This is a genomic window from Pseudomonas sp. IT-P12 (assembly GCF_949767465.1).
GTDB lineage: Bacteria > Pseudomonadota > Gammaproteobacteria > Pseudomonadales > Pseudomonadaceae > Aquipseudomonas.
In genome coordinates this window covers 14,481-39,240 of sequence record NZ_CATKPY010000026.1, presented here as the reverse complement: position 1 = coordinate 39,240, position 24,760 = coordinate 14,481, and the positions used below count along the sequence as shown (strand labels likewise).

The window sequence follows — 24,760 nt, the reverse complement described above, 5'->3', positions numbered from 1 at the left end:
CATCAGGATGATGAAAAGGAACACAGGGAATAGGGAAAAAATGTGGGCGGGTCAAACCGCCCCTTTTTTTTGCCTGCAGAAAAGCAAAAAGGCCCGCAAGGGGCCTTTTCGGGAACGCGGGGGTGATCAGCGTTCGAGGTCTTTGATCTTGCCTTTGACGCCATCCCACTCTTCGGCATCGGGCAACGAATCCTTTTTCTCGGTGATGTTCGGCCAGATTTCGGCCAGTTCAACGTTCAGCGCAATGAATTCCTGCATGTCTTCCGGGACTTCATCTTCGGAGAAGATGGCCACGGCAGGGCATTCTGGCTCGCACAGTGCGCAGTCGATGCACTCATCCGGGTGAATCACCAGGAAGTTCGGGCCTTCGTAAAAGCAGTCCACCGGACAGACTTCTACGCAGTCGGTGTACTTGCACTTGATGCAGTTGTCGGTGACGACGAAGGTCATTTCTAATTCTCTCCTCAGGCGGCGGCAGCGGAGCCCCTTCACGGTGGGGTCGCCAGGTTCGGGAGCGATAGTCTGCAGGCCAGGCTATTAGCCTGCAGCATCCCGAACCGCGCGAGATTCTAACAGCTTGGAGGCAAATTGCGTTAGATCCGTGTTTTCAGTGTATAGAGCATTTCAAGTGCGCGACGCGGTGTCAGGTCATCCAGGTCGAGCTTGGCCAGCTCATCCAGGACCGGGTGCGGCAGGCTGGCGAACAGGTCGCTCTGCTGCGGAGCGGCCTGCTTGCCCTTGGCCGGCTTGGGCACTTCATGGGGCAGTGCGGTCGCTTCCAGTCGACCCAGGTGCTCGCGGGCACGCACGATCACTTCGCTCGGCACCCCGGCCAGCTGGGCCACAGCCAGCCCATAGCTCTGGCTGGCAGGTCCTGGCAGCACGTGGTGCAGGAACACGATGCGCTCGTTGTGCTCGGTGGCGTTGAGGTGCACGTTGGCCACCAGCGGCTGGGCTTCCGGCAGTACCGTCAGTTCAAAATAGTGGGTGGCGAACAGGGTGTAGGCGCGCAGATGGGCGAGACGTTCTGCCGCAGCCCAGGCCAGGGACAGGCCGTCGAAGGTGCTGGTGCCGCGACCGACTTCGTCCATCAGCACCAGGCTGCGTTCGGTGGCGTTGTGCAGGATGTTCGCGGTTTCGCTCATTTCGACCATGAAGGTCGAGCGTCCGCCGGCCAGGTCGTCGCTGGAGCCGATCCGGGTAAAGATCCGGTCCACCAGCGACAATTCGCAACTGGCCGCCGGCACGAAACTGCCGATATGGGCCAGCAGCACGATCAATGCAGTCTGGCGCATGTAGGTGGATTTACCGCCCATGTTCGGACCGGTGATCACCAGCATGCGCGTGTTGTCGTCCAGGCTCAGGTCGTTGGCCACGAACGGCGTGGTCAGCACCTGCTCGACCACCGGGTGGCGGCCCTGGCTGATGCGCATGCAGGGTTCGTCGACAAAGCGCGGGCAGTTGAGGTCAAGGTTGAGTGCACGTTCGGCGAGGTTGCTCAGCACGTCCAGCTCGGCCAGAGCGGCGGCGGTGTCCTGCAGCGGCGGCAACTGGGCGATCAGGTCTTCGAGCAGTGCTTCGTAGAGCATTTTCTCCCGGGCCAGGGCGCGGCTCTTGGCCGACAGCGCCTTGTCTTCGAAGGCCTTGAGCTCCGGCGTGATAAAACGCTCGGCACCTTTGAGTGTCTGGCGCCGGATGTAGTCAGCCGGTGCCGACTCGGCTTGCTTGCTCGGCAGTTCGATGAAGTAGCCGTGAATGCGGTTATAGCCGACTTTCAGGTGCGACAGGCCGGTGCGCGCCTTTTCCCGCGCTTCCAGGTCGATCAGGAATTGCCCGGCGTTCTCGCTGAGCGATTGCAACTCGTCGAGTTCGCTGTCGTAGCCGGTTTTCAACACGCCGCCGTCACGGATGACCGCAGGCGGGTTGTCGATGATGGCTTTTTCCAGCAAAGCCGCCAGTTCCGGGTAGGTGCTGGTGGTTTTCGCCAGTTGAATGATGTGCGGCGTTTCCAGCTCGGCCATCGCCCGTTGCAGTTCGGGCAGGGCGCCGAGGGCGTCGCGCAGGCGGGCCAGGTCGCGGGGGCGGGCATTGCGCAAGCCGATGCGGGCGAGGATCCGCTCGATGTCACCGATTTCCTTGAGCTGTGGCTGCAGTTTTTCGAAACGGTAGCCGTCGAGCAGGCAGGTAATCGAGGTCTGGCGCGCCAGCAGCGCGCTCAGGTCGCGCAACGGGCGATTCAACCAGCGGGTCAGCAAGCGGCTGCCCATGGCGGTCTGGCAGCGATCGACCACCGATTGCAGCGTATTGTCGCGACCGCCGGCCAGGTTGGTGTCCAGTTCCAGGTTGCGACGGCTCGCGCCATCCAGCACCACGGTGTCGTCCAGGCGTTCATGGCGCAGGCTGCGCAAGTGGGGCAGGGCGGTGCGCTGGGTTTCCTTGGCATAGCTGAGCAGGCAACCGGCGGCGCCGATGGCCAGGGTCAGGTTCTCGCAACCGAAGCCCTTGAGGTCCTGGGTGGAAAACTGCTGGCAGAGGCTTTTCAGCGCCGAGTCGCGCTCGAAATCCCACGGTGCACGGCGACGGACCCCACGACGTTTTTCCGCTGGCAGATCCTTGGGCCAATCATCCGGGATCATCAGCTCCACCGGGTTGATCCGCTCCAGCTCCGCCAGCAGGTTTTCCCAGCCCTTGATCTCCAGCACGGTGAAGTTGCCGCTGGTGATGTCCAGCACCGCCAGACCAAACAGGCGCTCGTCGCCCAATACGGCGGCGATCAGGTTATCCCGGCGCTCGTCGAGCAGCGCTTCGTCACTGACCGTACCCGGCGTGATGATGCGCACCACCTGGCGTTCGACCGGCCCTTTGCTGGTCGCCGGATCGCCGACCTGCTCACAGATCACCACCGATTCGCCGAGCTTGACCAGTTTCGCCAGGTAACCTTCTGCGGCGTGGTAAGGAATCCCGCACATCGGAATCGCCTGGCCCGCCGACTGCCCGCGGGCGGTCAGGGTGATGTCCAGCAACTTGGCGGCCTTCTTTGCGTCTTCATAGAAGATTTCGTAGAAGTCACCCATGCGATAGAACATCAGCTGGTCAGGGTGCTGGTTCTTCAGGCGCCAGTATTGCTGCATCATCGGCGTGTGCGAGGACAGATCGGACAGTGCTTTATTCATCGGATATCAGGCAGATTCGTTGAAAGGTGTAGGGCAAAGGAGGGGCATTGACCCGGCTTTTCCGCGATGGGCGCAAGGTTACCATGGGCGGTCCGCCTGACGCAGGCATGAAAGCCCCGGGAAACATTTCCACTGTCCATGCACGGTTTATGCAAAACAGCATTTGTCTTCGCAAAAAAGATCAAGCACTATGCGCGATATGCAAAAACGCAATGTTTCTACCGTCCTCAGAGCGCTGCTCGATCAGCACGGGATCTCCCCCACGGAGCTTCACCGTCGCACCGGCGTGCCTCAATCCACCCTCTCGCGAATCCTCAGCGGCAAGATTGTCGACCCTTCGGACAAACACATCTCGAAGATCGCCGAGTACTTCGCCGTGAGCACCGACCAGTTGCGCGGCCGCGCCGGTGTGGCATCCGCCGCCGGTGCCGGGCGCGATCAAGTGCACGCCGAACTCAAGGACATCAGTCTGTGGGACGACGATACGCCCGTCGATGACGACGAGGTGTCGGTCCCCTTTCTTCGCGAGGTTGAATTGGCGGCGGGATCAGGAAGATTCGTCATTGAAGAGAGCGAGCGCGCCAGTCTGCGCTTTGGCAAGCGCAGCCTGCGTCACAACGGCGTGCAGTTCGATCAGGCCAAATGCGTCACGGTACGCGGCAACAGCATGTTGCCGGTGCTGCGTGACGGCGCCACCGTCGGGGTCAACGCCGGCAAGAGTGGCATCGGCGATATCGTCGACGGCGACCTCTATGCCATCAACCACAATGGGCAATTGCGGGTGAAACAGCTGTATCGCCTGCCAACCGGCATTCGCCTGCGCAGTTTCAATCGCGATGAGCACCCGGATGAGGACTACAGCTTCCAGGAAATGCAGGAAGAGCAAATTGTCATCCTCGGTCACGTCTTCTGGTGGGGCATGTACGCCCGTTAGGCCAGCCTCTGTCAGATGAAACCCGCCATCGTGCGGGTTTTTTTGCGCCTGCAGAAAATCGCCAGCGCCTTTGCCTGCGGGGCTCCCATGCGTTCATGCAATTAAAATGCATAAATAAATGCATTTGTGCATTGACTGTATATGCATCCATGCATATTCTTCGTCTCAAGCCGCTCGACAAAGCAGCTCGCAACGAAGCTCTTCAGTTCCACCACAACAGGCAGCGATGAACCGGCCTCAACGGTTCAGAGGGTTGGCAACTGACCCGGGTGTGCAGCGTAAAGCACCAGAAGCAGTTATCCGGCGGGCAGGGACCGCGGTCGGAAAAACAATCTGAATGGACCCGTACCGCGCCAGTCGCGCCGAAAGGTCAACGCGAAGGACCGCATTACTGAAAAGCCCGGTTCAAGCCGGGCTTTTTGGAATGCCTACCACACGACATTTCTTCTTAACCCACCACCTGCCTTTCATTCATCAATCACCCAAGGAGGCGTGACATGACAAACGAGCAACTGGCGTTGCTGGACATGCCGATCTGGCTGGTCATCGTGCTCGCCTTGATCGGTGGGGTGTCCGGCGAAATGTGGCGCGCCGACAAGGAGGGCGCTCGCGGCTGGTCGCTGCTGCGGCGTCTGGCCTTGCGCTCCGGGGCCTGCATGATCTGCGGGGTGTCGGCGATCATGCTGTTGTATGCCGCCGGCCTGTCGATCTGGGTCGCCGGCGCTTTTGGTTGCCTCACGGCGATGGCGGGCGCGGATGTCGCCATCGGCCTGTATGAGCGCTGGGCGGCCAGGCGCATCGGCGTATGCGAGGTACCGCCGCCGGACTCCCGTCCGGATCAGTAAACCCCATTCATCGGCCGTTACGGCCACCGCGCTTCGCTGCATGAACCCGCAGCCGGAGCCTGGACCTATGCACAGGAAGTCACCTTATGTCCCTCGACATCGACAGGCCGTCGCGGCTGCTGCTTGCCATCGCTCAAACCCTGCGCTCGGCGGGCCTGGGTTTGAACGTCGCAAGTCCCCAGGACTTCGACGCCACCTTCGACCAGGCCTGGGCCCTGATCGCCTGCGAGCGCAATGCCAGCGCCAGCCGTGCCCCTGATGGACGTATCGCCCATGCCCTGACGATCTCGCTGCAAATCATCACGTCGCCGACGCTGGCCGATCCAGGCCTGGCCGCGTGCGATCTGGCCTGCGTACTCAAAGGGTTGATCACCGATAACCGCTGGGGCTTGCCGTCCGGTCAGTGCGATCTGCCGCAAAACATCGACGCCTTGCCGTCGACTTTCCTCAGTGACGCGCAGGCCTATTCGGCCTGGACCCTGTCCTTCGACCAGACGCTCTACCTCGGTGCGCTGCTGCTCGACGACCCGCTGGGCATCCCGAAATTCGCCAAGACCTGGGAGGTCTCGAACATCGACGACCCCGATCAATACACCGAACTGGAGGACTGAGGCATGTTCGACGGGTATTTACGCCAGCAACTGGGGCCGGTCATCGAGCGCCTGGCCGAGATGGAAGCGCAGCTGGAAGACCTTTACCGGCGCACCGACAGTGTGTGCCGGATCGGCGTGTGCCAGGAGGTCGATGCGGCCAGCAACACCTGCAGAGTCAGCCACGGCGAGTTGCTGACCCCGGCGATCCGCTTTTTCAACCCCAGCGCCGGTGCCCAAAGCGAATCGCGCATTCCCTCGGTCGGCGAGCAATGCCTGTTGCTCAACCATGGCGGCGGCGACGGCGGCGCGCAGTCGGTGGCGTTGTTCGGGCTCAACGGCAGCCAGTTTCCACCCGTCTCGACCCAGGCTTCGCTGACGCGTCGCCGCTACCTGGACGGCACGGAAAGCGGCTACGACGATGCCCTTCACGCCTTGCACTGGAAGAACGGCCCGGCGGCGTTCAACGGCTCTCGCGAAGCGCTCGAGTTGAATCTCGGGCCGGCGAGTCTGGTGATCACGCCCGAGGCCATCGAACTGCAACTGGGCGCGGTCGGTTTGCGACTCGACGCTTCCGGTGTGCACCTGAGCGGCCCGGTGGTGGATCACCAGGGTCGCGTCATCAGTACCGCATGAAGAGTCTCCCATGATCGGAATCGATAGAAACACCGGGGCGGCGGTCGACGACTGGCCGCAGTTCGTGCAGCGCGCCACCCGGGCGCTGACCACCCCCCTGGGCACGCGGCAGAAGCGTCCGCTGTATGGCTCGCTGATCCCGGACCTGCTGGGCCGCAACCTCGGCGATGACCTGTTGCTCCTCGCCCAGAGCCATGCCGCCCAGGCCTTTTACAACGAACAGAACGGCATCGGCGATTTTCAGCCGCAGGCCATCGTCGCCAGTCGCCGGGGCGCCGGGCTGGTGTTGCGCTTTGCCGGTAGCTGGAACAACCGCACGCAAACCTTCGAGGTGGTGACATGAGCATGTTGATCCCTGGCCAGAACCAACTGGCCGAACCCTCGATTGTCACCGTCGAGGCTTTCGAGGACCTGCTCGCCGAGTTCAAGCGCTTCGTCGTCGAATACGTCGGCGCCCGGTCTGCGCAGACGGCGGTGAAGCTCAAGGCGAGCCTGGAAAACGAAAGCGAATTGCTGACCCTGGCGCTCGAAGCCTTTTGCGTGCGCCTGCAACTGCATGAGCGCCAATACAACGCCCGGATCAAGCAGATGCTGGCCTGGTGGGCGACCGGCAGCAATCTGGATGCGCGCCTTGCCGACATGGGGCTTGAGCGTCAACTGCTGGACCCCGGTGATCCCCGGGCGTTTCCGCCGATTGCGCCGCTGTATGAAAGCGACGATGACGCGCGTTTGCGTTATTACCTGGCGCCCCATGCGCCGGCTGCCGGGTCGCGCATGCAGTATCGTCGCGAGGTGTTGACCCTTGGCGAGCGCCCCGTGGTGAAGGTCGAGACCCATGCGCCGGGCGAGGTCACGGTGACCTACACCTTCGCGCCGGACGGCTTCGCGGCGCAGGTCAAGGACGGCAATGGACGCCGCACGGCCCCAGGCGAGGTCATGGTTACGGTGCTGGCGCGGGAGGGTGATGGTTCGGCCTCCGAGGCGTTGCTCGACGGAGTGCGCGAGCATTTCGCCCGGCCGGACGTGCGACCGGAAACCGACCGGGTCACGGTGCAGGGGGCGCACATCAAAAACTACAGGATCCGCGTCGTCGCGAGGATCAACTCCGGCCCGGATTCGGGGCTGACCAGGCTCGCCGCACAACAGCAATTGCAGGCGTATGCCCAAAGCTGTCATCGCCTGGAAGGGCGAGTCGACCCCAGCTGGATCGACTACACGCTGCACAGCGCAGGCGCGGTTCAACTGGAAATCCTCGAGCCGCTGGAGCCGATCGTCACCACGGCTTTCGAGGCGCCGTATTGCACTGCTGTCGAGGTTGAGGTGCTGGCGCTATGAGTGACGAATCTCGCTCAAGTCTGTTGCCACCCAACAGCTCCGCACTGGAAAAGGCCCTGGATATCGGCTTTGGCGTATTGCTTGACCGCATCGCACCTCCGTTTCCCGAGTTGATGAACCCGACCGGGACACCGTTGGCCTTTCTGCCGTACCTCGCGGCAGACCGTGGTGTCAGTGAATGGAATTCAGGGGCAGACGAAGTGGAAAAGCGCCTGACCGTGCAACTGGCCTGGCCCACGGCGCGCCAGGCCGGGACGCGGCAGGCCCTGGAAAACGCTGCCAGGGGCCTGCGCCTGAATCCCGAAGTGCGGGCCTGGTACGAGCAGACACCGCCGGGCCAGCCTTACAGCTTCAACGTCCGGGCGTTCACCGAACAACCCTACAGCGAAGCCATCGATGCCCGTCTCGATCGCCGACTGGCGGACGCCAAGAGCGAGCGCGACCTGTTGTCGGTGTCGGTCGGCCTGAGTGCCTTCGGCAACCACGTCATCGGCGCAGCGACGGTGTGCGGTGAGCTGACCACGGTTTATCCCATCGTTCTCGAAGGGCTCGAGGTGTCGGGCCTGGCCTTCAAGGCCGGCGCGCTCTACACCGTCGAAATCTCCACTATTTATCCACAGGGGTCCTGAATGGCCGACTATTACACCCTGCTCACGAATGCAGGAATTGCCTACGAAACCGCCTGCAAGGCGGCGGGCGTGCCGATCAAGTTGTCGCAGATTTCGGTCGGCGACGGCGGCGGCGCGGTTTACAACCCGGCGGCAACCGCCACTGCGCTCAAGCGAGAAGTCTGGCGCGGGCCGCTCAACGCCCTGTTCCAGGACGAAAAGAACCCCAGCTGGCTGCTCGCCGAAGTGACCATCCCACCGCAAGAGGGTGGCTGGTACGTGAGGGAAGCCGGGCTCTGGACCGACACCGGCATTCTCTACGCCATCGTCAAATACCCGGAGTCGTTCAAGCCGGTGCTGGCGACGTCGGGTTCGGGCAAGGAGTTCTACATCCGCTCGATTTTCGAGACCAGCAACGCCTCGCTCGTGACCTTGTTGATCGACGACACCGTGGTGAAAGCGACCCGGGCGTGGGTGATGGGTTACCTCGCTGACGAACTGGCAAGTACCAGGGCTGAAATCGAGGCCATGATCGCGCAGGCTTCGGCGTTGCCGGTGGGCTCGATGGTGGCGTTTCCCAAGGCGACGGTGCCGCCGGGTTTTCTGGAAGTTGATGGCAGCGTGCAGAGCATTGCGACCTATCCGGATCTGTATGCGTTCCTGGGCACGACCTTCAATACCGGGGGAGAAGGGGCGGGTAATTTTCGGCTGCCGGAGTCCCGTGGGGAGTTTTTGCGGGGGTGGGATCATGGACGGGGGGTGGATGCCGGGCGGGCGATTGGCAGTAACCAGATAGACGCATTTCAAGGTCATTGGCACGACTATTGGTATGTTGATGGCGGGCGATCGGGCACGACATTTCAAGACGGATTTGACGTACCTGCGACAAAAAAGGATGTACGTGGCCCTTCCTACGCTCGTATTCGTGATGCGGTCACGGATGGCGTCAACGGAGCGTCCCGTACTGCCAGTGAAACCCGCCCACGCAACCTGGCAGTCATGTGGTGCATCAAAGCCTGGAACGCACCGATCAACCAGGGAAATATTGATATTGCGGAGCTGGCTACTCTTGCTGCTCAGGCAACCGAGAGCCGGCGGGGTACGGCACAAGTGGCGGCGTTCGATCAAATTACTGCTGGCCTGGATGACGCCACAATTGTTACCCCAAAAAAAATGCGCTGGGGTTTTTACATCCTTAAAGCCACAAATGGTGGGGTTATCTTCCCGACATGGCTCGGCGGTTTGGTGATTCAGTGGGGGCAAAGTTCCTTTGTGAATACGGCACCGTCAGGCGCAAAAGCGAACGTTGTATTACCGTTCGAATTTCCTAATGCTCCCCTCCGCATCTGGGCGTCCGCTGTACAAAACGATTGGTACAGCGGATGGATTGGTCCTTTTGCCAATTTGATCGCGGGCTCGAAGTCTGCCGTGTTGGTAGGCGGGGATGATGTCAGTAACGCCGGCAATGTTCCTTTCACGGTCAATTGGCTGGTGATAGGTCATTAAGGAGTCATAAATGCCAAGAAAATACGCAATGTTTGATGTGAATGGAGTCAGGACTGCTCATTTGGTTGAAGGTATAAACGATATCCCCGAATCGGCGATACCTCTTAGCGAGTCTCTCTACATGCAAATGACTCAAGAGACCGATGGGCAGTGGGTAATAAATCAAGGACTCATTTCCAAGGTGCCGCTTCCTGCAGATCCGCCCTTGATTTTGACTCGTGAACGAGTTGAAAGCCTGCGTTTACGTGCTTATGCCGAGCCACTGACCGGTTCCGACCGCTATTTTGCAGAGGCTCAACGCATGCAAATCATGGGAGAAGATCAATGGGAGGTGGTAAGCGCATCGGGCGTGGCACGTTACAAGGAGATCCAGGCAAGGTATCCATGGCCGCCCGTTACAGTCTTTGAACATGATTGAGCGCCCCGCACCGTCGGGGCGTTTTCTTTCCCGCCGGCACACCACTCACACCCCCTCAGCCCCTTCTTCAAGGGGCTTTTTCATGCATGGAGAAACACCCATGGCAGAACGCCAAACGTACACCGTAGTGCGCCCATTCCCCGTCGGGGGTGGTCACTGGTCGAGCATCGGCCAGGCGCTGAATCTGCTCGAGGTCGAGGCCAGCGCGTTGCGCACGGCCGGTCGACTGGAGCTGAAAAAAACCGAAGCTGCCGAGTCGGCTTCTCCATCCACCGCGGCGAAAAAAGCCGCTGCCAAGAAGGCTGAATAACCATGGCTGAGGTTTTGAACTTCGAGCACAACGGCATTACCGTCAATGCCACCGAATCCCCCGAGGCCATGGGTGGCCTGGGTGACAACGTCATTGGCCTGGTCGGCACCGCGCCGCAGGCCGACCCGCTGATTCCGCGCAATGCGCCGTTTCGCATCAACAGCTTCACCACCCAGGCGCTGCTCGACCCGACGGGGGCCGAGGAGGGCACGCTGTATCACGCGGTGTTCCAGATCCTGAAAGTGGTCAAGGTGCCGGTCTACGTGGTCATCGTCGAAGAGGGCGCGACCCCGGCGGACACCCTGAACAACGTCATCGGCGGCATCGATCCGCTGACCGGGCGCAAGCTCGGCCTGGCTGCATTGGGCGGCGTGCCCGAGGACCTGACCATCATCGGCGCGCCGGGCTTCACCGGCACCAAGGCCGTGGCCGGTGAGTTCGCCTCGTTCGGCAAGCGCATCAAGGCCCGCGTGGTGCTCGACGGCAAGGATGTCGCGGTCGCCGATCAAATCACCTACAGCCAGGAACTGGGCGGCGCGGAGCTGGGTTTCGACCGTTGCCTGGTGGTGCACAACATGCCATCGGTGTACTCCAGGGCGGCGAAGAAAAACGTATTCCTGGCGCCCTCGAGCCTGGCCATCGCCGCGCTGGCCAAGGTCAAGCAATGGGAGAGCCCGGGCAACCAGGTGACCTTCGCCGAAGACGTGTCGCGCGTCGTGGAATACAACATCCTCGACACCTCCACCGAGGGCGACCTGCTCAACCGCTACGGCATCAGCTACTACGCCCGCACCATCCTCGGCGGCTTCTCGCTGCTGGGGAACCGCTCGATCACCGGCAAGTTCATCAGCTACGTCGGCCTGGAAGACGCGATCAGCCGCAAGCTGGTCAAGGCCGGCCAGAAGGCCATGGCCAAAAACCTGACCAAGTCGTTCATGGACCAGGAGGTCAAGCGCATCAACGACTGGCTGCAAACCCTGGTCGCCGACGAAACCATTCCGGGAGGCAGCGTCTACCTGCACCCGGAACTCAACAGCGTCGAGAAGTACAAGAACGGCACCTGGTACGTGGTCATCGACTACGGCCGCTACGCGCCGAACGAACACATGATCTATCAACTCAACGCCCGTGACGAAATCATCGAGCAGTTCCTGGAGGACGTTCTCTAATGTTTACCAACCGTGTAAGACAGGCCATCGCGGCCACGCTGCAAGGCCTGCCGTTGTCGGCGACGGTGGAAGAGTTCACGCCGCCGAAAATCGAGTTCGACATGGAGGCTCAGGCCGGTGGGCGCTTCATCGCCGAGGAAATGGCCAAGAGCGGCAAAGTGCTGGGCGCCACGCTCATCCTGCAGGGTGCCGGCGCCGAAGTCATGCTGGCCCTGGGGGTAAAACTGGGCGACGACATCCTGCTCAACGTGCGTGAAGCCGGCCAGGATCAGGATGGCAATACCTGGTTCACCTATCACACCGTCGGCGGCAAGCTCAAATCCCTGACCGAAGCGAAACTGAAGATGGGCGAAAAACCCACCACCACGCTGGAGCTGTCCTGCCGCACCTACAACCGTCTGGAAAACGGCATCCCGGTGATCGACATCGACGTGCGCACCCAGAAGTTCGTGCTCAACGGCGTCGACATCCTCGGCGATGCCCGTCGCGCGGTGTTGCTGCCTTAACCCTCCATCCCCTGTGGGAGCGAGCCTGCCTCGCGATAGCGGTGCATCAGACACCGCGTTGTTGCATGGCAAATCGCATCGCGAGCGGGCTCGCTCCCACAAGGGTTGTCTTGCCGGGATCCAACCCCGGTCACCAAGGAGTTCTCCCCATGCCCTGGACGCCACCCGTTCATGTCCTGTTGTCGCCAATCACCGCCGACGACGGCACGCAGATCGAACAGATCACCCTCAAACCGCTGTTCTATGCCGCACAAAAAGAAGCCCTGGCCCGCGCCGGCGAGGACGAAGACGATCAGTTCTTCGAGCTGGCGCAACTGGCCACCGGGCTGTCGGTCAAGGAACTCGACCAGCTCAAACGTCCGGACTACGTGAGCATCGCCCACTACGTACACGAAATGTCGACCTTGCCGGCTTCGCACTTTCTTCAATCCGTGGGCGAAGGCGAACCGGATGAAGTGACGCTGCTGCAACCGCTCGCCGCAGCCGGTCGCAGCCTGACGTCGCTGACACTGGAAATGCCGGTGCTGCGCGCCACCAAGGCGATGAAGAAACTCAAGACCGCCAAGGAGCGCGCGGAATTCATCACCGCCCATTGCACCGGTCTGATGCTCCCCGACCTGGCCTATCTGACCGTTCCGGACTGGACGCAATTGCAGGTGCGAATCGACGATTTTTTAAACCAACCGGCGGCCTTCTTTCGGAACGCGACATCGAAGTGATCCTCGATGTCGTGCCGCTCATTTACCCGGTAAGTGAGGCGGAGATTCTGCAGTGGGACGCCGACAAGGCCTTGCGCCGCTACGAGATTGCGCTGAGCCGTCTGGGTGTGAAAGAGGAGTAGGGGAGGATGGCAGACACTAAGTATTCGATGAGCGAGGCAACGCTCGACAGTTTTGGATTACCGGCGCTGAGTGTGACCTCAGAGCCCTTCGGCTTGAGCGGTTTTACCGGCGCCATGGCCCAGCTCGGCATGGCGTTGAACGCGGCCAGCCTGAACATTCGCCTGTTGACGGCACAACAGGGCGAACTCGGCAAGGTCCTGGAGTCGCTGACGGCAGCGTTGTTCACGCCTCGCCCACAGCTCAAGGCGTTTTCGCCGGCGCCTCGCGTCAGTGGAGAATCGCCGTTCCGGCTGAATATCGAGGTTGAACCGCGCCCATCCATTGAACCGCCGCGCGTGCCGATGGCTTTGCCCGCCAGCGATAAAAGTGCAGGCAATGCGTTGCAGCCCTTGCCAGGAACAGCGCTTGAAAAGTACCTGCAGTGGCCGTCGACACCAGAACACGTGGTTTCGACCGCGACGCCCGCTGAACCTCAAAGAAGCGCCACGCCGGTTTCGGTCAACCCGATGGCGGCGAGTCTGGAGCGGCTGCACAATGTGGCGACTCCGGACCTTTCCGCCCCGCTCGACAGGTTCAACTCGTTCGCCGAACAAACCCCCGTGCTGGGGCCTGGGCTGGCAGCCGTCGCTGTCGGGGTGTATGCCCTCGCATCGAAAGTGGCCGACGAAGCGCTCGCCAACGCGGCGAAAAAGATCCTGAAGTGGGGTACGCCGCGACTCCCTTTTGGTTTGGGAACGCTGATTGACGAACCGGATGGCGCTGGTCATCAAGGTGAAAAACACCGTCCACCGACAGCGGGCAAGGGATCAGGGCCGAACCGCAACGACGCCCAGGCCGATCATGAAGGCAGAGCAAGGGGGCGCAACAAACCCAGGAAAAAAACGCCCCGCAATAACCTGCCGCCACCCAAAATCGAAGTGCAACGCCGCACGCCTGTGCCTTCAAACGCGCAGACGCGAGGTTTGACCGGTGGTGCCCGCCCTGCGCGTGCCACTTCGCTGTTCGGCAGGGTGGCCAGCGTCGGGGCTGCAGCAGGCAGGTTGTCGCCGCCGTTGAGATTGCTCAATGCGGGTGTCCGCGCGGCCCGAGGCATTGCCAGCGGTGACCGCAGAGCCGTGGTTTCTTCTGCCGGAGTGTTGGCAGGTTCTTATGCGGGTGCCGCGGCAGGCGCCGCGCTCGGCACCCTTGTTTTCCCCGTTATCGGCACCGCCATTGGCGGTTTGGTGGGCAGCTTCGCGGGTTCCGGGCTGGGCACGATGCTCGGTGAAAAGCTGGGCGGGCTGGTGGATCGGCTCAGCGCGCCGGAACAGGTCAGCAAGGACCTGACCAGTGCCCAGGCGCAAAACACGCCAATCAATTTTGCCCCGTCGATCCAGGTCACTTGCCCCAATGCCGACAGTGCCGAGCAGATTCGCAGCGTGGTCGCGCAGCAGTTGCAGGCGCAATTTCACGGTGAGTTCGTCCCGTTGATGACCCATAACGCCCTCGCGACTCGACGCGACGCGGCCCTGACAGATGGAGGTGTGTAATGCGTCAGCAAATGGCACTGGGCAGTTTTATCTTCGGCTTGTCGCGCAACTTTGCCTACAGCGGCATCGTTCGCCTGTCGGACGGCGGCTGGACCGATCTGGAGGTGGTGATGGGCAAGCCGAAATCCAGGCAGGCCGGGCAGAAGGCGCAGACGCTGAAGATCAGCGGCAAGTCGATGTACGCGGTGGCCATGCAACGGCTCGATGAACTGCGGGCACTCCAGGCGTTGCGCGTGCCGTTGCCGATGGTCGACGGCATCGGCACCCACTGGGGCTTCTGGCGAATCAACAGCGTGACGGAAACCCAAAGTGAAGTCATCGATGACGGGACGGCAATGGTCATCAATTGGTCCGTGGATTTGTCGGAGTTCATCCATGCGTAGAGTACGAAGTGTGGCCGGTGATTCGGTGAATCTGTTGCTCTACCGGGAAACCGGTCGTTGCGATGATGCGGTCGAAGAGGCGCTGTGGCGCCTCAATCCGAATCTGCAGGAACAGCACGCGGTCCTGCCGGCGGGTGTCTGGGTGATCCTGCCGGAACCTGAATCCCGTCCCGCAGTGGACGCCCCGGTTTCGGCCTGGGATTAAGGAGGCGTCATGGCACAGGGTTTCACGCCAATCATAGAGATTTACGGGGCCAATGCGGACCTGATCAACCCAAGGCTCATCAGTTGGGAGCACATCGACGCCGCCGGCATCGAATCCGATCAACTGACCCTGGTCCTCGACCTGCAAGGGCTTGAAGGCTTACCGAGTCTCGAAGGAAAAATCGGCCTCAGGGTCGGCTATCTTGAATCGGGCCTGATCGACAAGGGCCAGTTCGTGGTCACACGGCGTACACCGACGCTGTTTCCCCTGCGTCTGACGTTGGTGGCCACGGCGGCGCCCTTCAGTGCAACGGATCAGACCGGGTTCAAGCTGCGTCGCTCGGTCAGCCACGGTCCGACGACCCTGGGGGCGCTGTTTCGCCAGCTGACCTCGCGCCACGGTTTCTCGCCACGGGTGGCGCCGGAGCTGGCGCTGATCAGGATTGAACACATCGACCAATCCAACGAAACCGACATGGGCTTCCTGACCCGACTGGCCCGTCTGCACGACGCCGTGGCCAAGCCGATCAACGAGCTCTACGTGCTGGCGCGGCGGGGGCAGGCGAAATCGCTGTCGGGCAAGGTGCTGCCGAACATCCAGCTGTCGGTGACCCGCGACAATCACCCAGGCGATCACGCCTTCATTTCCGCGACGCTGGATGAAACCAGCCGGGCCAGGTTCCAGGGGTGCAAGACCCGTTGGTGGGACGCGGCGGCCGGCAAGGTGCGGGTCGAGGAGAGCGGCATGGCGCCGTTCAAGACCGTCCGCCAGAGCTACCACAGCGCCGACGAGGCACGGACGGCCGCTGAGGGCGAGGTGCGCCGGATGATGCGCGAGGCGCTGAAGGTGAAGATCGAGTGCCCCGGTCATCCGGGGCTGTCCGCCGAAGGCCTGGTCCTGCTCGACACCACCTGGCCGGATTTCATGCGCGGTCGCTGGTCGATCGACAAGGTCACCGCCAGCGGCAGTCGTGAAAAGAGCTATCGCTGCGCGATCGAGGCGACCTGCCTGGATGCCCGGTCCGCACCGGGATCGAGTTGAATCTGAAGCGCCGGGTACCGAGGGTGCCCGGCCGGGGAGCACGATGAACATTACGTCAACCCAGCTGCAAACGATCATGCCCGACGCCCGCACTCAAGCGGGCGTTTTTGTTGGCGTGCTCAACGCCGCCATGGCGCGCCACGGCATTGATACGCCCAAACGCATGGCGGCCTTCCTGGCGCAGGTCGGCCATGAGTCCGGGCAGTTGCATGACCTGCGGGAACGGGGCAGCGAGCAGTACCTGAGCAAATACGACACCGGCCCTCTGGCCGCCAGACTGGGCAATACCCCGGCGCCCGACTGCGACGGTCAACGCTTTCGTGGCCGTGGCCTGATCCAGGTCACCGGCCGGCGCAACTACCAGCAGTGCAGTGTGGGCCTGTTCGGCGATGAGCGTCTGCTGGCGCAACCGCAACTGCTCGAACTGCCACAATGGGCCGCCGAATCCGCCGCCTGGTTCTGGGCGCACAACGGCCTCAATGAGCTGGCTGATCGGGACCAGTTCAACCGCATCACCCGCCGTATCAATGGCGGTTTGAATGGCCTGCAAGACCGTCTGCAACTGTGGGGGCGGGCGAGGGCGGTGTTATGCCAGCCATCGGTCTGATGCCGCTGTCATGGCGGGCCGCTGGGCTGGTGGTTTTGCTGGTGGTGTTGGCCGCTGGCCCGGCGACGCTGGCCTGGCGTTATCAGGAGGCGCGTTACGCGCGGCAACTGGCGGACCAGGCCCGGCTGCACGCCGAATCGCTGAACCAGCTGACCCTGGCGGCAGCCGCCCGACAGCAGGCTGAGCAGGATCGGCGCCAGGCGCTGGAGCAGCAGCTGGCGACCAGTGAACACACCCATTACCGAGCGCTGAGCGATGCCCAACGTGATCAGGATCGCCTGCGCGATCGTCTTGCCACTGCTGATGTGCGCCTGTCAGTCCTCCTCGAGGCCGGCGACATTGCCCCAGGCTGCGCAATGCCAGCCACCTCCGGCGCCGGCGGCGTGGATCATGGCGCCCCACGCGCCCGACTTGACCCGGCGCATGCTCAACGAATTATCGCCATCACCGATGCCGGCGATCGCGCACTGATCGCCTTGCAGGCTTGCCAGGCGTATGTGAGGGCGCTTATCCGCTAACATCTTGAGCAACCCTGTCACTTGCATGCGCGATGCGCTCGTGTACGGTAGGTCCATAGCGCCCGATCAGGAGATGCCCGTGAAAGTGATCACCCAGCTGGCCGCCGACCTCGGCAGGCAATTGCAGATGCTCAACGCCCATGTCTCCACCGCCGAGTCCTGTACCGGTGGCGGCATCGCCGAGGCCATTACCCGCATTCCCGGCAGTTCGGCGTGGTTCGAGGCCGGTTACGTCACGTACTCCAACCTGCAGAAAAACCTGCAATTGGGGGTGCCGGTGGAACTGTTCACCACGGTGGGGGCGGTCAGTCGCGAGGTGGTCGAGGCCATGGCCAGGGGCGCGCAGGAGCGCAGCCGGGCATTTTTCTCCGTGGCGGTCAGCGGCGTGGCCGGGCCGGATGGTGGTTCGCCGAACAAACCGGTAGGCACGGTGTGGCTGGCCTGGGGCGTCGGCGAGCGGGTGTTCAGCGAACTGCAGCACTTCCCCGGTGACCGCGATGAAGTCCGCCGACAAACGGTGAAGGCCGCGCTAGAGGGGCTGCTGCGCCATGCCTCGGCAGAAATCTCAAATCAGGGGTAGGCGATCCTGAATCCCTGTGGAATAATACTGGCTACTTATACAGGTGTTGGCCGTCAGGCCTTATTGATTACGTGAGGACTTTAATGGACGACAACAAGAAGAAAGCCTTGGCTGCGGCCCTGGGTCAGATCGAACGTCAATTCGGCAAGGGTGCCGTAATGCGTATGGGCGATCAGGACCGTCAGGCGATCCCGGCCATCTCCACGGGCTCTCTGGGGCTGGACATCGCGCTCGGCATCGGCGGCCTGCCAAAAGGCCGTATTGTTGAAATCTACGGTCCTGAATCTTCCGGTAAAACCACGCTGACATTGTCGGTGATCGCCCAGGCTCAAAAAGCCGGTGCGACCTGCGCATTCGTCGACGCCGAACACGCCCTCGACCCTGAATACGCCGGCAAACTGGGCGTCAACGTCGACGACCTGCTGGTTTCCCAGCCGGACACCGGCGAGCAAGCCCTGGAAATCACCGACATGCTGGTGCGTTCCAACGCGGTTGACGTGATCATCGTCGACTCCGTGGCGGCCCTGGTGCCAAAGGCTGAAATCGAAGGCGAAATGGGTGACATGCACGTGGGCCTGCAAGCCCGCCTGATGTCTCAGGCGCTGCGTAAAATCACCGGTAACATCAAGAACGCCAACTGCCTGGTGATCTTCATCAACCAGATCCGCATGAAAATCGGCGTGATGTTCGGCAGCCCGGAAACCACCACCGGTGGTAACGCGCTGAAGTTCTACGCCTCGGTTCGTCTGGACATCCGCCGTACCGGCGCGGTGAAAGAAGGTGATGAAGTCGTCGGCAGCGAAACCCGAGTCAAGGTTGTGAAGAACAAGGTGGCTTCGCCGTTCCGTCAGGCCGAGTTCCAGATTCTTTACGGCAAGGGCATCTACCTCAATGGTGAGATGATCGACCTGGGCGTACTGCACGGTTTCGTCGAGAAGTCCGGTGCCTGGTATGCCTACAACGGCACCAAGATCGGTCAGGGCAAGGCCAACTCGGCCAAGTTCCTCGCGGATAACCCTGAGGTTGCCGCAGCCCTTGAGAAGCAACTGCGTGACAAGTTGCTGTCTCCAGCCGTCATCGCGGACTCCAAGGCCTCTGCAGTCAAAGAGACTGAAGATGACATGGCTGACGCTGATATCTGATCGATCCGATGACCGCCGTACTCGATACACTCGTCGCGGTGCGGCGAACCGCTATGGACCTGCTCGCACGGCGCGAGCACGGTCGGGTCGAGCTGACGCGTAAACTGCGTCAGCGCGGCGCCCTCCCTGAAATGATCGACACGGCTCTCGACCGTTTGACGGAAGAGGGATTGCTGTCCGAATCCCGTTACCTCGAAAGCTTCGTTTCCTACCGGGCCCGATCAGGCTATGGGCCTTTGCGTATTCGCGAAGAATTAAGCCAGCGTGGCCTGCAACGCAGTGATATCGAACTCGCGTTGCGCGAGAGCGGTATCAACTGGCAGGAACAGTTGGAGGACACCTGGCGGCGCAAGTTCTCCGGGCATATACCGATAGACGCCCGGGAGCGCGCCAAACAAGGCCGGTTCCTGAGTTATCGTGGTTACTCCATGGAAATGATCAGCCGCTTGTTAAGCGGCCGAGGGATGGATGATTGACTGAAACGGCTCGCTATTCGATAGCGGGCCGTTTTTTTTGCCTCACGTGACCTTCAAGGGTTGCCGCGTGCGTTGTGCTGCCACTGGCTTGGAGTGCGCCCAGTTCTCCGGCAGGTTGATGTAGTCGACCAGTTCCCGCAGGCGTCCATGATCACGGGCGTTGAAGGTGAAGGCCAGTCGAACCAGATGGCTGAACCGCGCTTCGTCCTGCTCTTCTCCGCTGTAGGCATGTTGATGGAAGTGATCGCTCAGGCACAGGTCGGCGAAGGCGTGTTGCATGTGTTCGAGCGCATCGTCGCTGAGCTTGTGGTTCATGCGGATCACGAACTGATGCTTGAGCCAGCGGCTGGAGTGGAAGTTGCTATAGAACTGGTTGATCTGCTCCACGGCCTCTTCGGCGCTGTGGACCAGGCTCACCAGCTTCAGGTCGGTCGGCAGAATGTAGCGATTTTCCTCCAGTTGATTGCGGATGAAGTCCAGCGCGCCGTGCCAGAACTGGCCGCCCGGGGCATCGAGCAGCACCACTGGCACCAGCGGGCTTTTGCCGGTCTGGATCAGCGTCAGTACTTCCAGCGCCTCGTCCAGTGTGCCGAAACCGCCAGGGCACAGCACCAGCGCATCGGCTTCCTTGACGAAGAACAGCTTGCGGGTAAAGAAGAAATGGAACGGCAGCAGGTTGGTGGTGCCGTTCACCGTGGGGTTGGCATGCTGCTCGAAGGGCAGGGTGATGTTGAATCCCAGGCTGTGCTCCAGGCCGGCACCTTCGTGGGCTGCCGCCATGATGCCGCCGCCGGCACCGGTAATCACCATCAGGTCCGAGCGCGCCAGCGCGGCGCCGAGTTCGCGGGCCATGCCATACAACGGATGTTCGATGGGGGTACGGGCAGAGCCGAAAACCGTAACTTTACGCCGGCCCCGGAATTGTTCGAGCACTCGGAAGGCCTGTTCCAGTTCGCGGAGGGCTTGCAGGGTGATTTTCGCGTTCCAACGGTTGTGATCTTCCTGGGCCATGCGCAGCACGGTCAGAATCATGTCGCGGTAGATCGGGATGTTCGGGCTATTGGGTGAAACAAGGTTGAGTTGTTCTTCGACCTTGCTGATGAGGTCGTGGCCGCTTTCTGCGAAATGACGGTTAAGGAGGTCATTGGGTTGGTAAGGCATTGAATTCTCCTTCCATTCAGGCAGTGTTCCTTTGGGTGAGGCGCATCGCAAGACGTCGATCAGGCAGCCCCTTCCTGCCGAGAAAAATGAATGTGAATACTCTGAATCTAGACCCTCGCGGTGATTTGCGCTGACTTGATCATTGCGCCGCAAAGTCTTTCCTGGCAACCGCTTATTGACGATTTGCAAGGTGGTTTCACCGCTCGTCTGAACGCACGCCGAGTGTCCGACTCTCTGATTTACTAAATTACAGGCATGACACGACAACTTTGCGTCAAAGGCAGGGCGCGCAGTACGAGCGGTTCAAGGATTTTATTTGCTCAAACACGGGCGAAGTGCAAGGAGGCGGGAAGCAATGGCCAGAATCATTCTGGAGATCGATACGCAACTGTATCGATTACTGATGTCATCGGCCGAGACCCATCACTTGAGTCTCGAGGAGGAGTGCCGCCGACGTCTGGAGGGGGGCGAGCGACGCTCGCGCTACTTGCAGGCACTGGTTGCGGAACTGCGCGCCGAGGATGAACAGCGGCGCGCCAATTCCCGATGAATCACTTTTTCTTCGCTGGCGCGGCTTTCGGGCAATCCGATTCCTGGAAGCTGGCCGAGCCGACCGCTCGATTGGTCTTCACCTCGGTGAAGTCGTAACGCATGATCGCGCCCTTTGCCATCAGCTTGCGGAAGCCCGGGTTGTTGCAGACGGAGGAGCCGAGCTGGAAATAAACCGCCTTGGGTTCGGCGCGCATCTTCTGGGCGTGGCTGCTTTGCACGCTCAAGTGATTGATCAGCACGTTGCCTTCGACGGTATAGCCCTGATCGAGAATGTCTTCGTTGATCGCCCGTGGCGTGCCGACGCTGCTTTGGGCGGCGACGTTGCGCAGCTCTCGGTTGAGATTCTGCTCACTCAAGGACGCAGCCTGAGCGTTGAAGGACGACGCCAGCAGAATGGCAGCGGTGGGAACGATAAGGCGCAACATGAAACTCTCCTGTTCAGTGACTGGTGCTTCGACCTGTCACATGACTGTGCGTTCAGTGGGCGCGAATTATAGGGGAGGTGGTCCGGACGGTACAGGCTTGCGCGGACGGCTCTGATAAACTGCGGCCTTTATTGCCCCGAGTGTCGTTCGTGTCGATTTCCCCTGTTTGCCGGTACAGCCCACGATGAACCATGCCCCCAACGCCGTAGCCCGCTTGCGCGACCAGCGCGAGGAGGAGGGCATCAAGCCGCTTCAGGCCCGTGGCTGGCGAGCGCCCCGTTGCCATGACTGCCGGGTGATCGTCAGTCATTGCCTGTGCGCCTGGCGCCCGCAGGTCGAGACCCGCTCCGGCGTATGCCTGATCATGACCAACAAGGAAGTGTTCAAACCGAGCAACACCGGATGGCTGATTGCGGATGTGGTGCGTGACAATCATGCATTCATCTGGTCGCGCACCGAGCCCGATCCGCAACTGCTGGCATTGCTCGCCGACCCGCAATGGCAGCCGTACCTGGTCTTTCCCGGCGAGTACGTTGAACCCGAGCGGGTGACCAACACGGTCGAGGTCGACAGCACCCGGCGGCCTTTATTCATTCTCCTGGATGCGACCTGGACCGAGGCGCGGAAGATCTTCCGCAAAAGCCCGTATTTCGATGCACTGCCGATCCTCAGCCTGCTGCCCGAGAAACTGTCGCGCTATCGCCTGCGTCGCTCGACCCGCAGCGAGCACTTGTGCACGGCCGAAGTGGCTGCGCTGTGCCTCGATCTGGCGGGCGATGTCGAGGCTGCATCGGCGCTGGACGCTTATTTCGATGTGTTCAGCCAGCATTACCTGGATGCCAAGCACCAGCTGGACATGAACGTCAGTACACCGGCACATGCCGAGCTGATGCCCTTTGTGCCAAACGGCAGTGCTGTCACCGGTTGATTGTCGCCCATACTGCAAAGAACTGTAGCGGCCAGGCACCTTGACCACCCCGGTTTCGCTGGGCATGCTTGGCGCCGATCAGGGCGCGGCCGAGATTTGATACGCCGCATTTCTAACGTGAAAAGCGACATGAACCGTCACGTAACTGGCGTTGAACGCGCCCTGTGGGTGCCGCTCCGTGGCTGCACCTTGCGCTGTTTGAAGAACAGGATCATTTGAAAAATGGCCACATACGAAATCCTGATTGCCGATGACCACCCACTTTTTCGCAGCGCCTTGCACCAGGCCTTGACCCTGGGCCTTGGCCCGGATGTCCGCCTGGTGGAAGTGGCGAGCATTGCCGAACTGGAAACCCGACTCGACGAAAAGTCCGACTGGGACCTGGTGCTGCTGGACCTGAACATGCCGGGTGCCTACGGATTTTCCGGGCTGGTGCTACTGCGCGGGCAGTATCCGCAGATTCCGGTGGTGATGGTCTCGGCCCAGGAAGAGGCCTCGATCATGGTGAAGTCCCGTGAGTTCGGCGCCAGTGGCTTCATTCCCAAGTCCAGTGACCTGAGCGTGATCCAGAAAGCCGTGCGCGCGGTGCTTGATGGCGATGTATTCTGGCCGCCCCAGGCGTTTGAAGCCGTCAGCGTTTCCGACGAAGCCAAGGCCGCCAGCGAAGGACTGGCCAGCCTCACACCCCAGCAGTTCCGGGTGCTGACCATGGTCTGCGAAGGGTTGCTGAACAAGCAGATTGCCTATGAGCTGAGCGTGTCGGAAGCGACGATCAAGGCTCACGTCACGGCGATTTTCCGTAAGCTGAATGTGCGGACCCGGACCCAGGCGGCGTTGCTTCTGCAACAACTTGAGTCAATTTCAAGCCAGTAAGGGCGGGCGTCTTCACGCTTTTTTGACCTGGGTTGAACTAGCTTTCCCACTCCTTTTTTGGTCAGTTGCCACGCTTATGTCCCCTTTCAAAGGCCAGACCGGCCTGAAACGCATCCTCAACGCCTCCGGTTATTCGCTGGACGGCCTGCGCGCCGCCTTCACCGGGGAAGCGGCTTTTCGCCAACTGGTGTTGCTCAACGTCATCCTGATCCCGATCTCGTTCTTTTTGAATGTCAGTCGTGTCGAGCAGGCGTTGTTGATTGCAGTCTGTCTGCTGGCATTGATCGTCGAGTTGCTCAATTCGGCGGTGGAGGCGGCCATCGACCGCATTTCCCTCGAGCTGCATCCGCTGTCCAAGAACGCCAAGGACATGGGCAGCGCCGCCCAATTGGTGGCGTTGACCATGATCGCGCTGGTCTGGGCGGTGATCCTGCTTTAAGCGATGGGCGGCAGCACGATCTCGTCGCTGCGCTGGACCCCGGCGGTGAAGGCGCGACACAGCTCGAGGAATTCGCGCATCGCCGATGTCTGGTATTTCTGTTTGTGCCAGATGAAATAAAACTGTCGCGCCAGGTCCAGGTCGGGTGTTTCCACCGGCACCAGGCTGCCGCGCCGGAACGCATCGCGCAGGGCCAGGCGTGAGATACAACCAATCCCCAACCCCGATTCCACCGCGCGCTTGATGGCTTCGGTGTGTTCCAGTTCCAGGCGGATGTTCAGCGCGCTGCGATGATGACGCATGGCCTGGTCAAACGTCAGCCGCGTACCGGAGCCCTGTTCACGCAGAATCCAGGCCTCCTGGCTCAGCGCTTCCATGGTCGCGGTGCCGCGGATCGCCAACGGATGCTGCGGTGCGCAGAACACCACCAGTTCATCCTCGACCCAGCTTTGTACCTCGATATCCGGATGGCTGCAGTCACCTTCGATTAGACCCAGATCAATTTCATAGTGCGCGACCTGTTGCACAATGTTGGCAGTGTTCTGCACATGCAGCTTCACCTGGCTTTCCGGATGGCGCTGCATGAAACCACCGATCAACAGCGTGGCCAGGTAGTTGCCGATGGTCAGGGTCGCGCCGACCGCAAGGGAGCCGAAACCGGACTTGCCATTGAGCAGGTCTTCGATCTCCTTGGCCTGGTCCAGCAGTGCCACCGCCTGTGGCAGCAGCTGTTTACCCAGCGCGTTGAGGCTCAGTCGTTTGCCGGCGCGGTCGAACAGCTGGCAGCTGGACTGGCGCTCCAGTTCGGTGATCGAGGTGCTTGCCGCCGATTGCGAAAGATTGAGCAGCCCGGCAGCGCGGGAAACGCTCTCCTGCTGGGCGACGGCGACGAAGACTTGAAGTTGACGGAGAGTAAATCGCATATCTATATAACCGATAACCCTTATCTTAATAATCCAGTTAACAGATATTGTCGTCGCGATTAGAATACGTTGCAATTGCGCAGAGCACTTTGGTCAACGCACAGGC

31 protein-coding genes are annotated in these 24,760 nt (G+C 61.2%); 26 read left to right on the top strand and 5 right to left on the bottom strand.

Annotated features, from left to right (window positions below):
• Nucleotides 1-126: 126 nt before the first annotated feature.
• Nucleotides 127-450 carry a ferredoxin FdxA gene (gene fdxA, locus ACM6IM_RS25435; RefSeq protein WP_192302497.1) on the bottom strand — a complete coding sequence of 108 codons (324 nt, stop codon included), beginning with the start codon at nucleotides 448-450 and terminating at the stop codon, nucleotides 127-129.
• Nucleotides 451-593: 143 nt separating this feature from the next.
• The gene (mutS, locus tag ACM6IM_RS25430) at nucleotides 594-3,161 is read right to left on the bottom strand and encodes a DNA mismatch repair protein MutS (protein ID WP_414866765.1); all 2,568 of its coding nucleotides are present in this window, start codon (nucleotides 3,159-3,161) and stop codon (nucleotides 594-596) included.
• A 211-nt stretch (nucleotides 3,162-3,372) separates the two neighbouring features.
• On the opposite strand from mutS, the gene ACM6IM_RS25425 reads away from it, so the two are divergent.
• From ACM6IM_RS25425 to recX, 22 genes are all read left to right on the top strand, one after another.
• Complete coding sequence (locus tag ACM6IM_RS25425) at nucleotides 3,373-4,107, top strand: helix-turn-helix transcriptional regulator (RefSeq protein ID WP_371049385.1); 735 nt, start codon at nucleotides 3,373-3,375, stop codon at nucleotides 4,105-4,107.
• Between the two features lie 497 nt (nucleotides 4,108-4,604).
• Nucleotides 4,605-4,952: a phage holin family protein gene (locus ACM6IM_RS25420; RefSeq protein WP_414866634.1), complete on the top strand. Its 348-nt coding sequence runs from the start codon at nucleotides 4,605-4,607 to the stop codon at nucleotides 4,950-4,952.
• A gap of 86 nt (nucleotides 4,953-5,038) precedes the next feature.
• A complete protein-coding gene (locus ACM6IM_RS25415) occupies nucleotides 5,039-5,563 on the top strand; it encodes a hypothetical protein (protein ID WP_414866633.1) in 525 nt (174 codons plus the stop codon).
• A gap of 3 nt (nucleotides 5,564-5,566) precedes the next feature.
• Entirely contained in the window at nucleotides 5,567-6,178 is a 612-nt protein-coding gene (locus ACM6IM_RS25410) for a phage baseplate assembly protein V (RefSeq protein ID WP_414866632.1), read from the top strand.
• 10 nt (nucleotides 6,179-6,188) lie between these two features.
• A complete protein-coding gene (locus ACM6IM_RS25405) occupies nucleotides 6,189-6,521 on the top strand; it encodes a phage baseplate protein (RefSeq protein ID WP_414866631.1) in 333 nt (110 codons plus the stop codon).
• Complete coding sequence (locus ACM6IM_RS25400; RefSeq protein ID WP_414866630.1) at nucleotides 6,518-7,513, top strand: baseplate J/gp47 family protein; 996 nt, start codon at nucleotides 6,518-6,520, stop codon at nucleotides 7,511-7,513. Before ACM6IM_RS25405 ends, ACM6IM_RS25400 begins: the two co-directional genes overlap by 4 nt.
• Nucleotides 7,510-8,142 (top strand): phage tail protein I, encoded by a 633-nt coding sequence (locus tag ACM6IM_RS25395; protein ID WP_414866629.1) that lies wholly within the window; start codon nucleotides 7,510-7,512, stop codon nucleotides 8,140-8,142. Before ACM6IM_RS25400 ends, ACM6IM_RS25395 begins: the two co-directional genes overlap by 4 nt.
• On the top strand, nucleotides 8,143-9,627 hold the full coding sequence (locus ACM6IM_RS25390) for a phage tail protein (RefSeq protein ID WP_414866628.1): 1,485 nt from the start codon (nucleotides 8,143-8,145) through the stop codon (nucleotides 9,625-9,627).
• Nucleotides 9,628-9,637: 10 nt separating this feature from the next.
• The gene (locus tag ACM6IM_RS25385; RefSeq protein WP_414866627.1) at nucleotides 9,638-10,045 is read left to right on the top strand and encodes a hypothetical protein; all 408 of its coding nucleotides are present in this window, start codon (nucleotides 9,638-9,640) and stop codon (nucleotides 10,043-10,045) included.
• 100 nt (nucleotides 10,046-10,145) lie between these two features.
• Entirely contained in the window at nucleotides 10,146-10,355 is a 210-nt protein-coding gene (locus tag ACM6IM_RS25380; RefSeq protein WP_192302489.1) for a hypothetical protein, read from the top strand.
• 2 nt (nucleotides 10,356-10,357) lie between these two features.
• Entirely contained in the window at nucleotides 10,358-11,524 is a 1,167-nt protein-coding gene (locus ACM6IM_RS25375; RefSeq protein ID WP_192302488.1) for a phage tail protein, read from the top strand.
• The gene (locus tag ACM6IM_RS25370) at nucleotides 11,524-12,030 is read left to right on the top strand and encodes a phage major tail tube protein (protein WP_192302487.1); all 507 of its coding nucleotides are present in this window, start codon (nucleotides 11,524-11,526) and stop codon (nucleotides 12,028-12,030) included. The genes ACM6IM_RS25375 and ACM6IM_RS25370 overlap by 1 nt, the downstream gene beginning before the upstream one ends.
• Nucleotides 12,031-12,179: 149 nt before the next feature.
• A complete protein-coding gene (locus ACM6IM_RS25365) occupies nucleotides 12,180-12,749 on the top strand; it encodes a phage tail assembly protein (protein ID WP_201196701.1) in 570 nt (189 codons plus the stop codon).
• A gap of 149 nt (nucleotides 12,750-12,898) precedes the next feature.
• The gene (locus tag ACM6IM_RS25360) at nucleotides 12,899-14,401 is read left to right on the top strand and encodes a glycine zipper domain-containing protein (protein WP_414866626.1); all 1,503 of its coding nucleotides are present in this window, start codon (nucleotides 12,899-12,901) and stop codon (nucleotides 14,399-14,401) included.
• A complete protein-coding gene (locus ACM6IM_RS25355; protein WP_192302484.1) occupies nucleotides 14,401-14,784 on the top strand; it encodes a phage tail protein in 384 nt (127 codons plus the stop codon). The genes ACM6IM_RS25360 and ACM6IM_RS25355 overlap by 1 nt, the downstream gene beginning before the upstream one ends.
• On the top strand, nucleotides 14,777-14,989 hold the full coding sequence (locus ACM6IM_RS25350; RefSeq protein WP_414866625.1) for a tail protein X: 213 nt from the start codon (nucleotides 14,777-14,779) through the stop codon (nucleotides 14,987-14,989). The genes ACM6IM_RS25355 and ACM6IM_RS25350 overlap by 8 nt, the downstream gene beginning before the upstream one ends.
• A gap of 9 nt (nucleotides 14,990-14,998) precedes the next feature.
• Entirely contained in the window at nucleotides 14,999-16,030 is a 1,032-nt protein-coding gene (locus tag ACM6IM_RS25345; RefSeq protein WP_414866624.1) for a phage late control D family protein, read from the top strand.
• A gap of 43 nt (nucleotides 16,031-16,073) precedes the next feature.
• Complete coding sequence (locus tag ACM6IM_RS25340) at nucleotides 16,074-16,637, top strand: glycoside hydrolase family 19 protein (RefSeq protein WP_414866623.1); 564 nt, start codon at nucleotides 16,074-16,076, stop codon at nucleotides 16,635-16,637.
• Nucleotides 16,619-17,155 carry a lysis system i-spanin subunit Rz gene (locus tag ACM6IM_RS25335; RefSeq protein WP_201196690.1) on the top strand — a complete coding sequence of 179 codons (537 nt, stop codon included), beginning with the start codon at nucleotides 16,619-16,621 and terminating at the stop codon, nucleotides 17,153-17,155. Before ACM6IM_RS25340 ends, ACM6IM_RS25335 begins: the two co-directional genes overlap by 19 nt.
• Nucleotides 17,156-17,234: 79 nt before the next feature.
• Nucleotides 17,235-17,735, top strand: a complete 501-nt coding sequence (locus ACM6IM_RS25330; protein ID WP_192302479.1) for a CinA family protein — start codon at nucleotides 17,235-17,237, stop codon at nucleotides 17,733-17,735.
• An 83-nt stretch (nucleotides 17,736-17,818) separates the two neighbouring features.
• A complete protein-coding gene (recA, locus tag ACM6IM_RS25325) occupies nucleotides 17,819-18,877 on the top strand; it encodes a recombinase RecA (RefSeq protein ID WP_192302478.1) in 1,059 nt (352 codons plus the stop codon).
• An 8-nt stretch (nucleotides 18,878-18,885) separates the two neighbouring features.
• Nucleotides 18,886-19,353, top strand: a complete 468-nt coding sequence (gene recX / locus ACM6IM_RS25320) for a recombination regulator RecX (protein ID WP_192302477.1) — start codon at nucleotides 18,886-18,888, stop codon at nucleotides 19,351-19,353.
• A 42-nt stretch (nucleotides 19,354-19,395) separates the two neighbouring features.
• Here recX and ACM6IM_RS25315 read toward each other — a convergent pair whose 3' ends face one another.
• Complete coding sequence (locus ACM6IM_RS25315; protein ID WP_414866622.1) at nucleotides 19,396-20,514, bottom strand: TIGR00730 family Rossman fold protein; 1,119 nt, start codon at nucleotides 20,512-20,514, stop codon at nucleotides 19,396-19,398.
• 355 nt (nucleotides 20,515-20,869) lie between these two features.
• Between ACM6IM_RS25315 and ACM6IM_RS25310 the strand changes: the two genes are divergently transcribed.
• Nucleotides 20,870-21,064, top strand: coding sequence for a hypothetical protein (locus ACM6IM_RS25310; RefSeq protein ID WP_201196684.1), 195 nt, complete (start codon nucleotides 20,870-20,872; stop codon nucleotides 21,062-21,064).
• A 1-nt stretch (nucleotide 21,065) separates the two neighbouring features.
• On the opposite strand, the gene ACM6IM_RS25305 is transcribed toward ACM6IM_RS25310, so the two are convergent.
• Entirely contained in the window at nucleotides 21,066-21,491 is a 426-nt protein-coding gene (locus ACM6IM_RS25305) for a PA3611 family quorum-sensing-regulated virulence factor (protein WP_201196682.1), read from the bottom strand.
• Nucleotides 21,492-21,675: 184 nt separating this feature from the next.
• Between ACM6IM_RS25305 and ACM6IM_RS25300 the strand changes: the two genes are divergently transcribed.
• The 3 genes from ACM6IM_RS25300 to ACM6IM_RS25290 all read left to right on the top strand — a co-directional run bounded on the left by ACM6IM_RS25300 (nucleotide 21,676) and on the right by ACM6IM_RS25290 (nucleotide 23,731).
• Nucleotides 21,676-22,419, top strand: a complete 744-nt coding sequence (locus tag ACM6IM_RS25300) for a tRNA-uridine aminocarboxypropyltransferase (RefSeq protein WP_201196680.1) — start codon at nucleotides 21,676-21,678, stop codon at nucleotides 22,417-22,419.
• 222 nt (nucleotides 22,420-22,641) lie between these two features.
• Complete coding sequence (gene erdR / locus ACM6IM_RS25295; protein WP_192302472.1) at nucleotides 22,642-23,292, top strand: response regulator transcription factor ErdR; 651 nt, start codon at nucleotides 22,642-22,644, stop codon at nucleotides 23,290-23,292.
• Between the two features lie 76 nt (nucleotides 23,293-23,368).
• Nucleotides 23,369-23,731, top strand: a complete 363-nt coding sequence (locus tag ACM6IM_RS25290) for a diacylglycerol kinase (RefSeq protein ID WP_008030027.1) — start codon at nucleotides 23,369-23,371, stop codon at nucleotides 23,729-23,731.
• On the opposite strand, the gene ACM6IM_RS25285 is transcribed toward ACM6IM_RS25290, so the two are convergent.
• Nucleotides 23,728-24,654 (bottom strand): LysR family transcriptional regulator, encoded by a 927-nt coding sequence (locus ACM6IM_RS25285; RefSeq protein ID WP_192302470.1) that lies wholly within the window; start codon nucleotides 24,652-24,654, stop codon nucleotides 23,728-23,730. The genes ACM6IM_RS25290 and ACM6IM_RS25285 overlap by 4 nt on opposite strands.
• Nucleotides 24,655-24,760: the final 106 nt, after the last annotated feature.

Excerpts from the sequence above, each read along its gene's own strand:
- ACM6IM_RS25315 (WP_414866622.1), bottom strand. The coding sequence starts at position 20,514 with ATGCCTTACCAACCCAATGACCTCCTTAACCGTCATTTCGCAGAAAGC.
- ACM6IM_RS25420 (WP_414866634.1), top strand. The coding sequence starts at position 4,605 with ATGACAAACGAGCAACTGGCGTTGCTGGACATGCCGATCTGGCTGGTC.
- ACM6IM_RS25305 (WP_201196682.1), bottom strand. The coding sequence starts at position 21,491 with ATGTTGCGCCTTATCGTTCCCACCGCTGCCATTCTGCTGGCGTCGTCC.
- fdxA (WP_192302497.1), bottom strand. The coding sequence starts at position 450 with ATGACCTTCGTCGTCACCGACAACTGCATCAAGTGCAAGTACACCGAC.
- ACM6IM_RS25360 (WP_414866626.1), top strand. The coding sequence starts at position 12,899 with ATGAGCGAGGCAACGCTCGACAGTTTTGGATTACCGGCGCTGAGTGTG.
- ACM6IM_RS25355 (WP_192302484.1), top strand. The coding sequence starts at position 14,401 with ATGCGTCAGCAAATGGCACTGGGCAGTTTTATCTTCGGCTTGTCGCGC.
- ACM6IM_RS25290 (WP_008030027.1), top strand. The coding sequence starts at position 23,369 with ATGTCCCCTTTCAAAGGCCAGACCGGCCTGAAACGCATCCTCAACGCC.
- ACM6IM_RS25370 (WP_192302487.1), top strand. The coding sequence starts at position 11,524 with ATGTTTACCAACCGTGTAAGACAGGCCATCGCGGCCACGCTGCAAGGC.
- ACM6IM_RS25405 (WP_414866631.1), top strand. The coding sequence starts at position 6,189 with ATGATCGGAATCGATAGAAACACCGGGGCGGCGGTCGACGACTGGCCG.
- ACM6IM_RS25410 (WP_414866632.1), top strand. The coding sequence starts at position 5,567 with ATGTTCGACGGGTATTTACGCCAGCAACTGGGGCCGGTCATCGAGCGC.
- ACM6IM_RS25340 (WP_414866623.1), top strand. The coding sequence starts at position 16,074 with ATGAACATTACGTCAACCCAGCTGCAAACGATCATGCCCGACGCCCGC.
- recX (WP_192302477.1), top strand. The coding sequence starts at position 18,886 with ATGACCGCCGTACTCGATACACTCGTCGCGGTGCGGCGAACCGCTATG.
- ACM6IM_RS25385 (WP_414866627.1), top strand. The coding sequence starts at position 9,638 with ATGCCAAGAAAATACGCAATGTTTGATGTGAATGGAGTCAGGACTGCT.
- ACM6IM_RS25400 (WP_414866630.1), top strand. The coding sequence starts at position 6,518 with ATGAGCATGTTGATCCCTGGCCAGAACCAACTGGCCGAACCCTCGATT.
- ACM6IM_RS25425 (WP_371049385.1), top strand. The coding sequence starts at position 3,373 with ATGCAAAAACGCAATGTTTCTACCGTCCTCAGAGCGCTGCTCGATCAG.
- ACM6IM_RS25415 (WP_414866633.1), top strand. The coding sequence starts at position 5,039 with ATGTCCCTCGACATCGACAGGCCGTCGCGGCTGCTGCTTGCCATCGCT.
- ACM6IM_RS25335 (WP_201196690.1), top strand. The coding sequence starts at position 16,619 with ATGCCAGCCATCGGTCTGATGCCGCTGTCATGGCGGGCCGCTGGGCTG.
- ACM6IM_RS25300 (WP_201196680.1), top strand. The coding sequence starts at position 21,676 with ATGAACCATGCCCCCAACGCCGTAGCCCGCTTGCGCGACCAGCGCGAG.
- ACM6IM_RS25285 (WP_192302470.1), bottom strand. The coding sequence starts at position 24,654 with ATGCGATTTACTCTCCGTCAACTTCAAGTCTTCGTCGCCGTCGCCCAG.
- ACM6IM_RS25375 (WP_192302488.1), top strand. The coding sequence starts at position 10,358 with ATGGCTGAGGTTTTGAACTTCGAGCACAACGGCATTACCGTCAATGCC.
- ACM6IM_RS25345 (WP_414866624.1), top strand. The coding sequence starts at position 14,999 with ATGGCACAGGGTTTCACGCCAATCATAGAGATTTACGGGGCCAATGCG.
- ACM6IM_RS25310 (WP_201196684.1), top strand. The coding sequence starts at position 20,870 with ATGGCCAGAATCATTCTGGAGATCGATACGCAACTGTATCGATTACTG.
- ACM6IM_RS25365 (WP_201196701.1), top strand. The coding sequence starts at position 12,180 with ATGCCCTGGACGCCACCCGTTCATGTCCTGTTGTCGCCAATCACCGCC.
- erdR (WP_192302472.1), top strand. The coding sequence starts at position 22,642 with ATGGCCACATACGAAATCCTGATTGCCGATGACCACCCACTTTTTCGC.
- ACM6IM_RS25380 (WP_192302489.1), top strand. The coding sequence starts at position 10,146 with ATGGCAGAACGCCAAACGTACACCGTAGTGCGCCCATTCCCCGTCGGG.
- ACM6IM_RS25350 (WP_414866625.1), top strand. The coding sequence starts at position 14,777 with ATGCGTAGAGTACGAAGTGTGGCCGGTGATTCGGTGAATCTGTTGCTC.
- ACM6IM_RS25395 (WP_414866629.1), top strand. The coding sequence starts at position 7,510 with ATGAGTGACGAATCTCGCTCAAGTCTGTTGCCACCCAACAGCTCCGCA.
- ACM6IM_RS25390 (WP_414866628.1), top strand. The coding sequence starts at position 8,143 with ATGGCCGACTATTACACCCTGCTCACGAATGCAGGAATTGCCTACGAA.
- recA (WP_192302478.1), top strand. The coding sequence starts at position 17,819 with ATGGACGACAACAAGAAGAAAGCCTTGGCTGCGGCCCTGGGTCAGATC.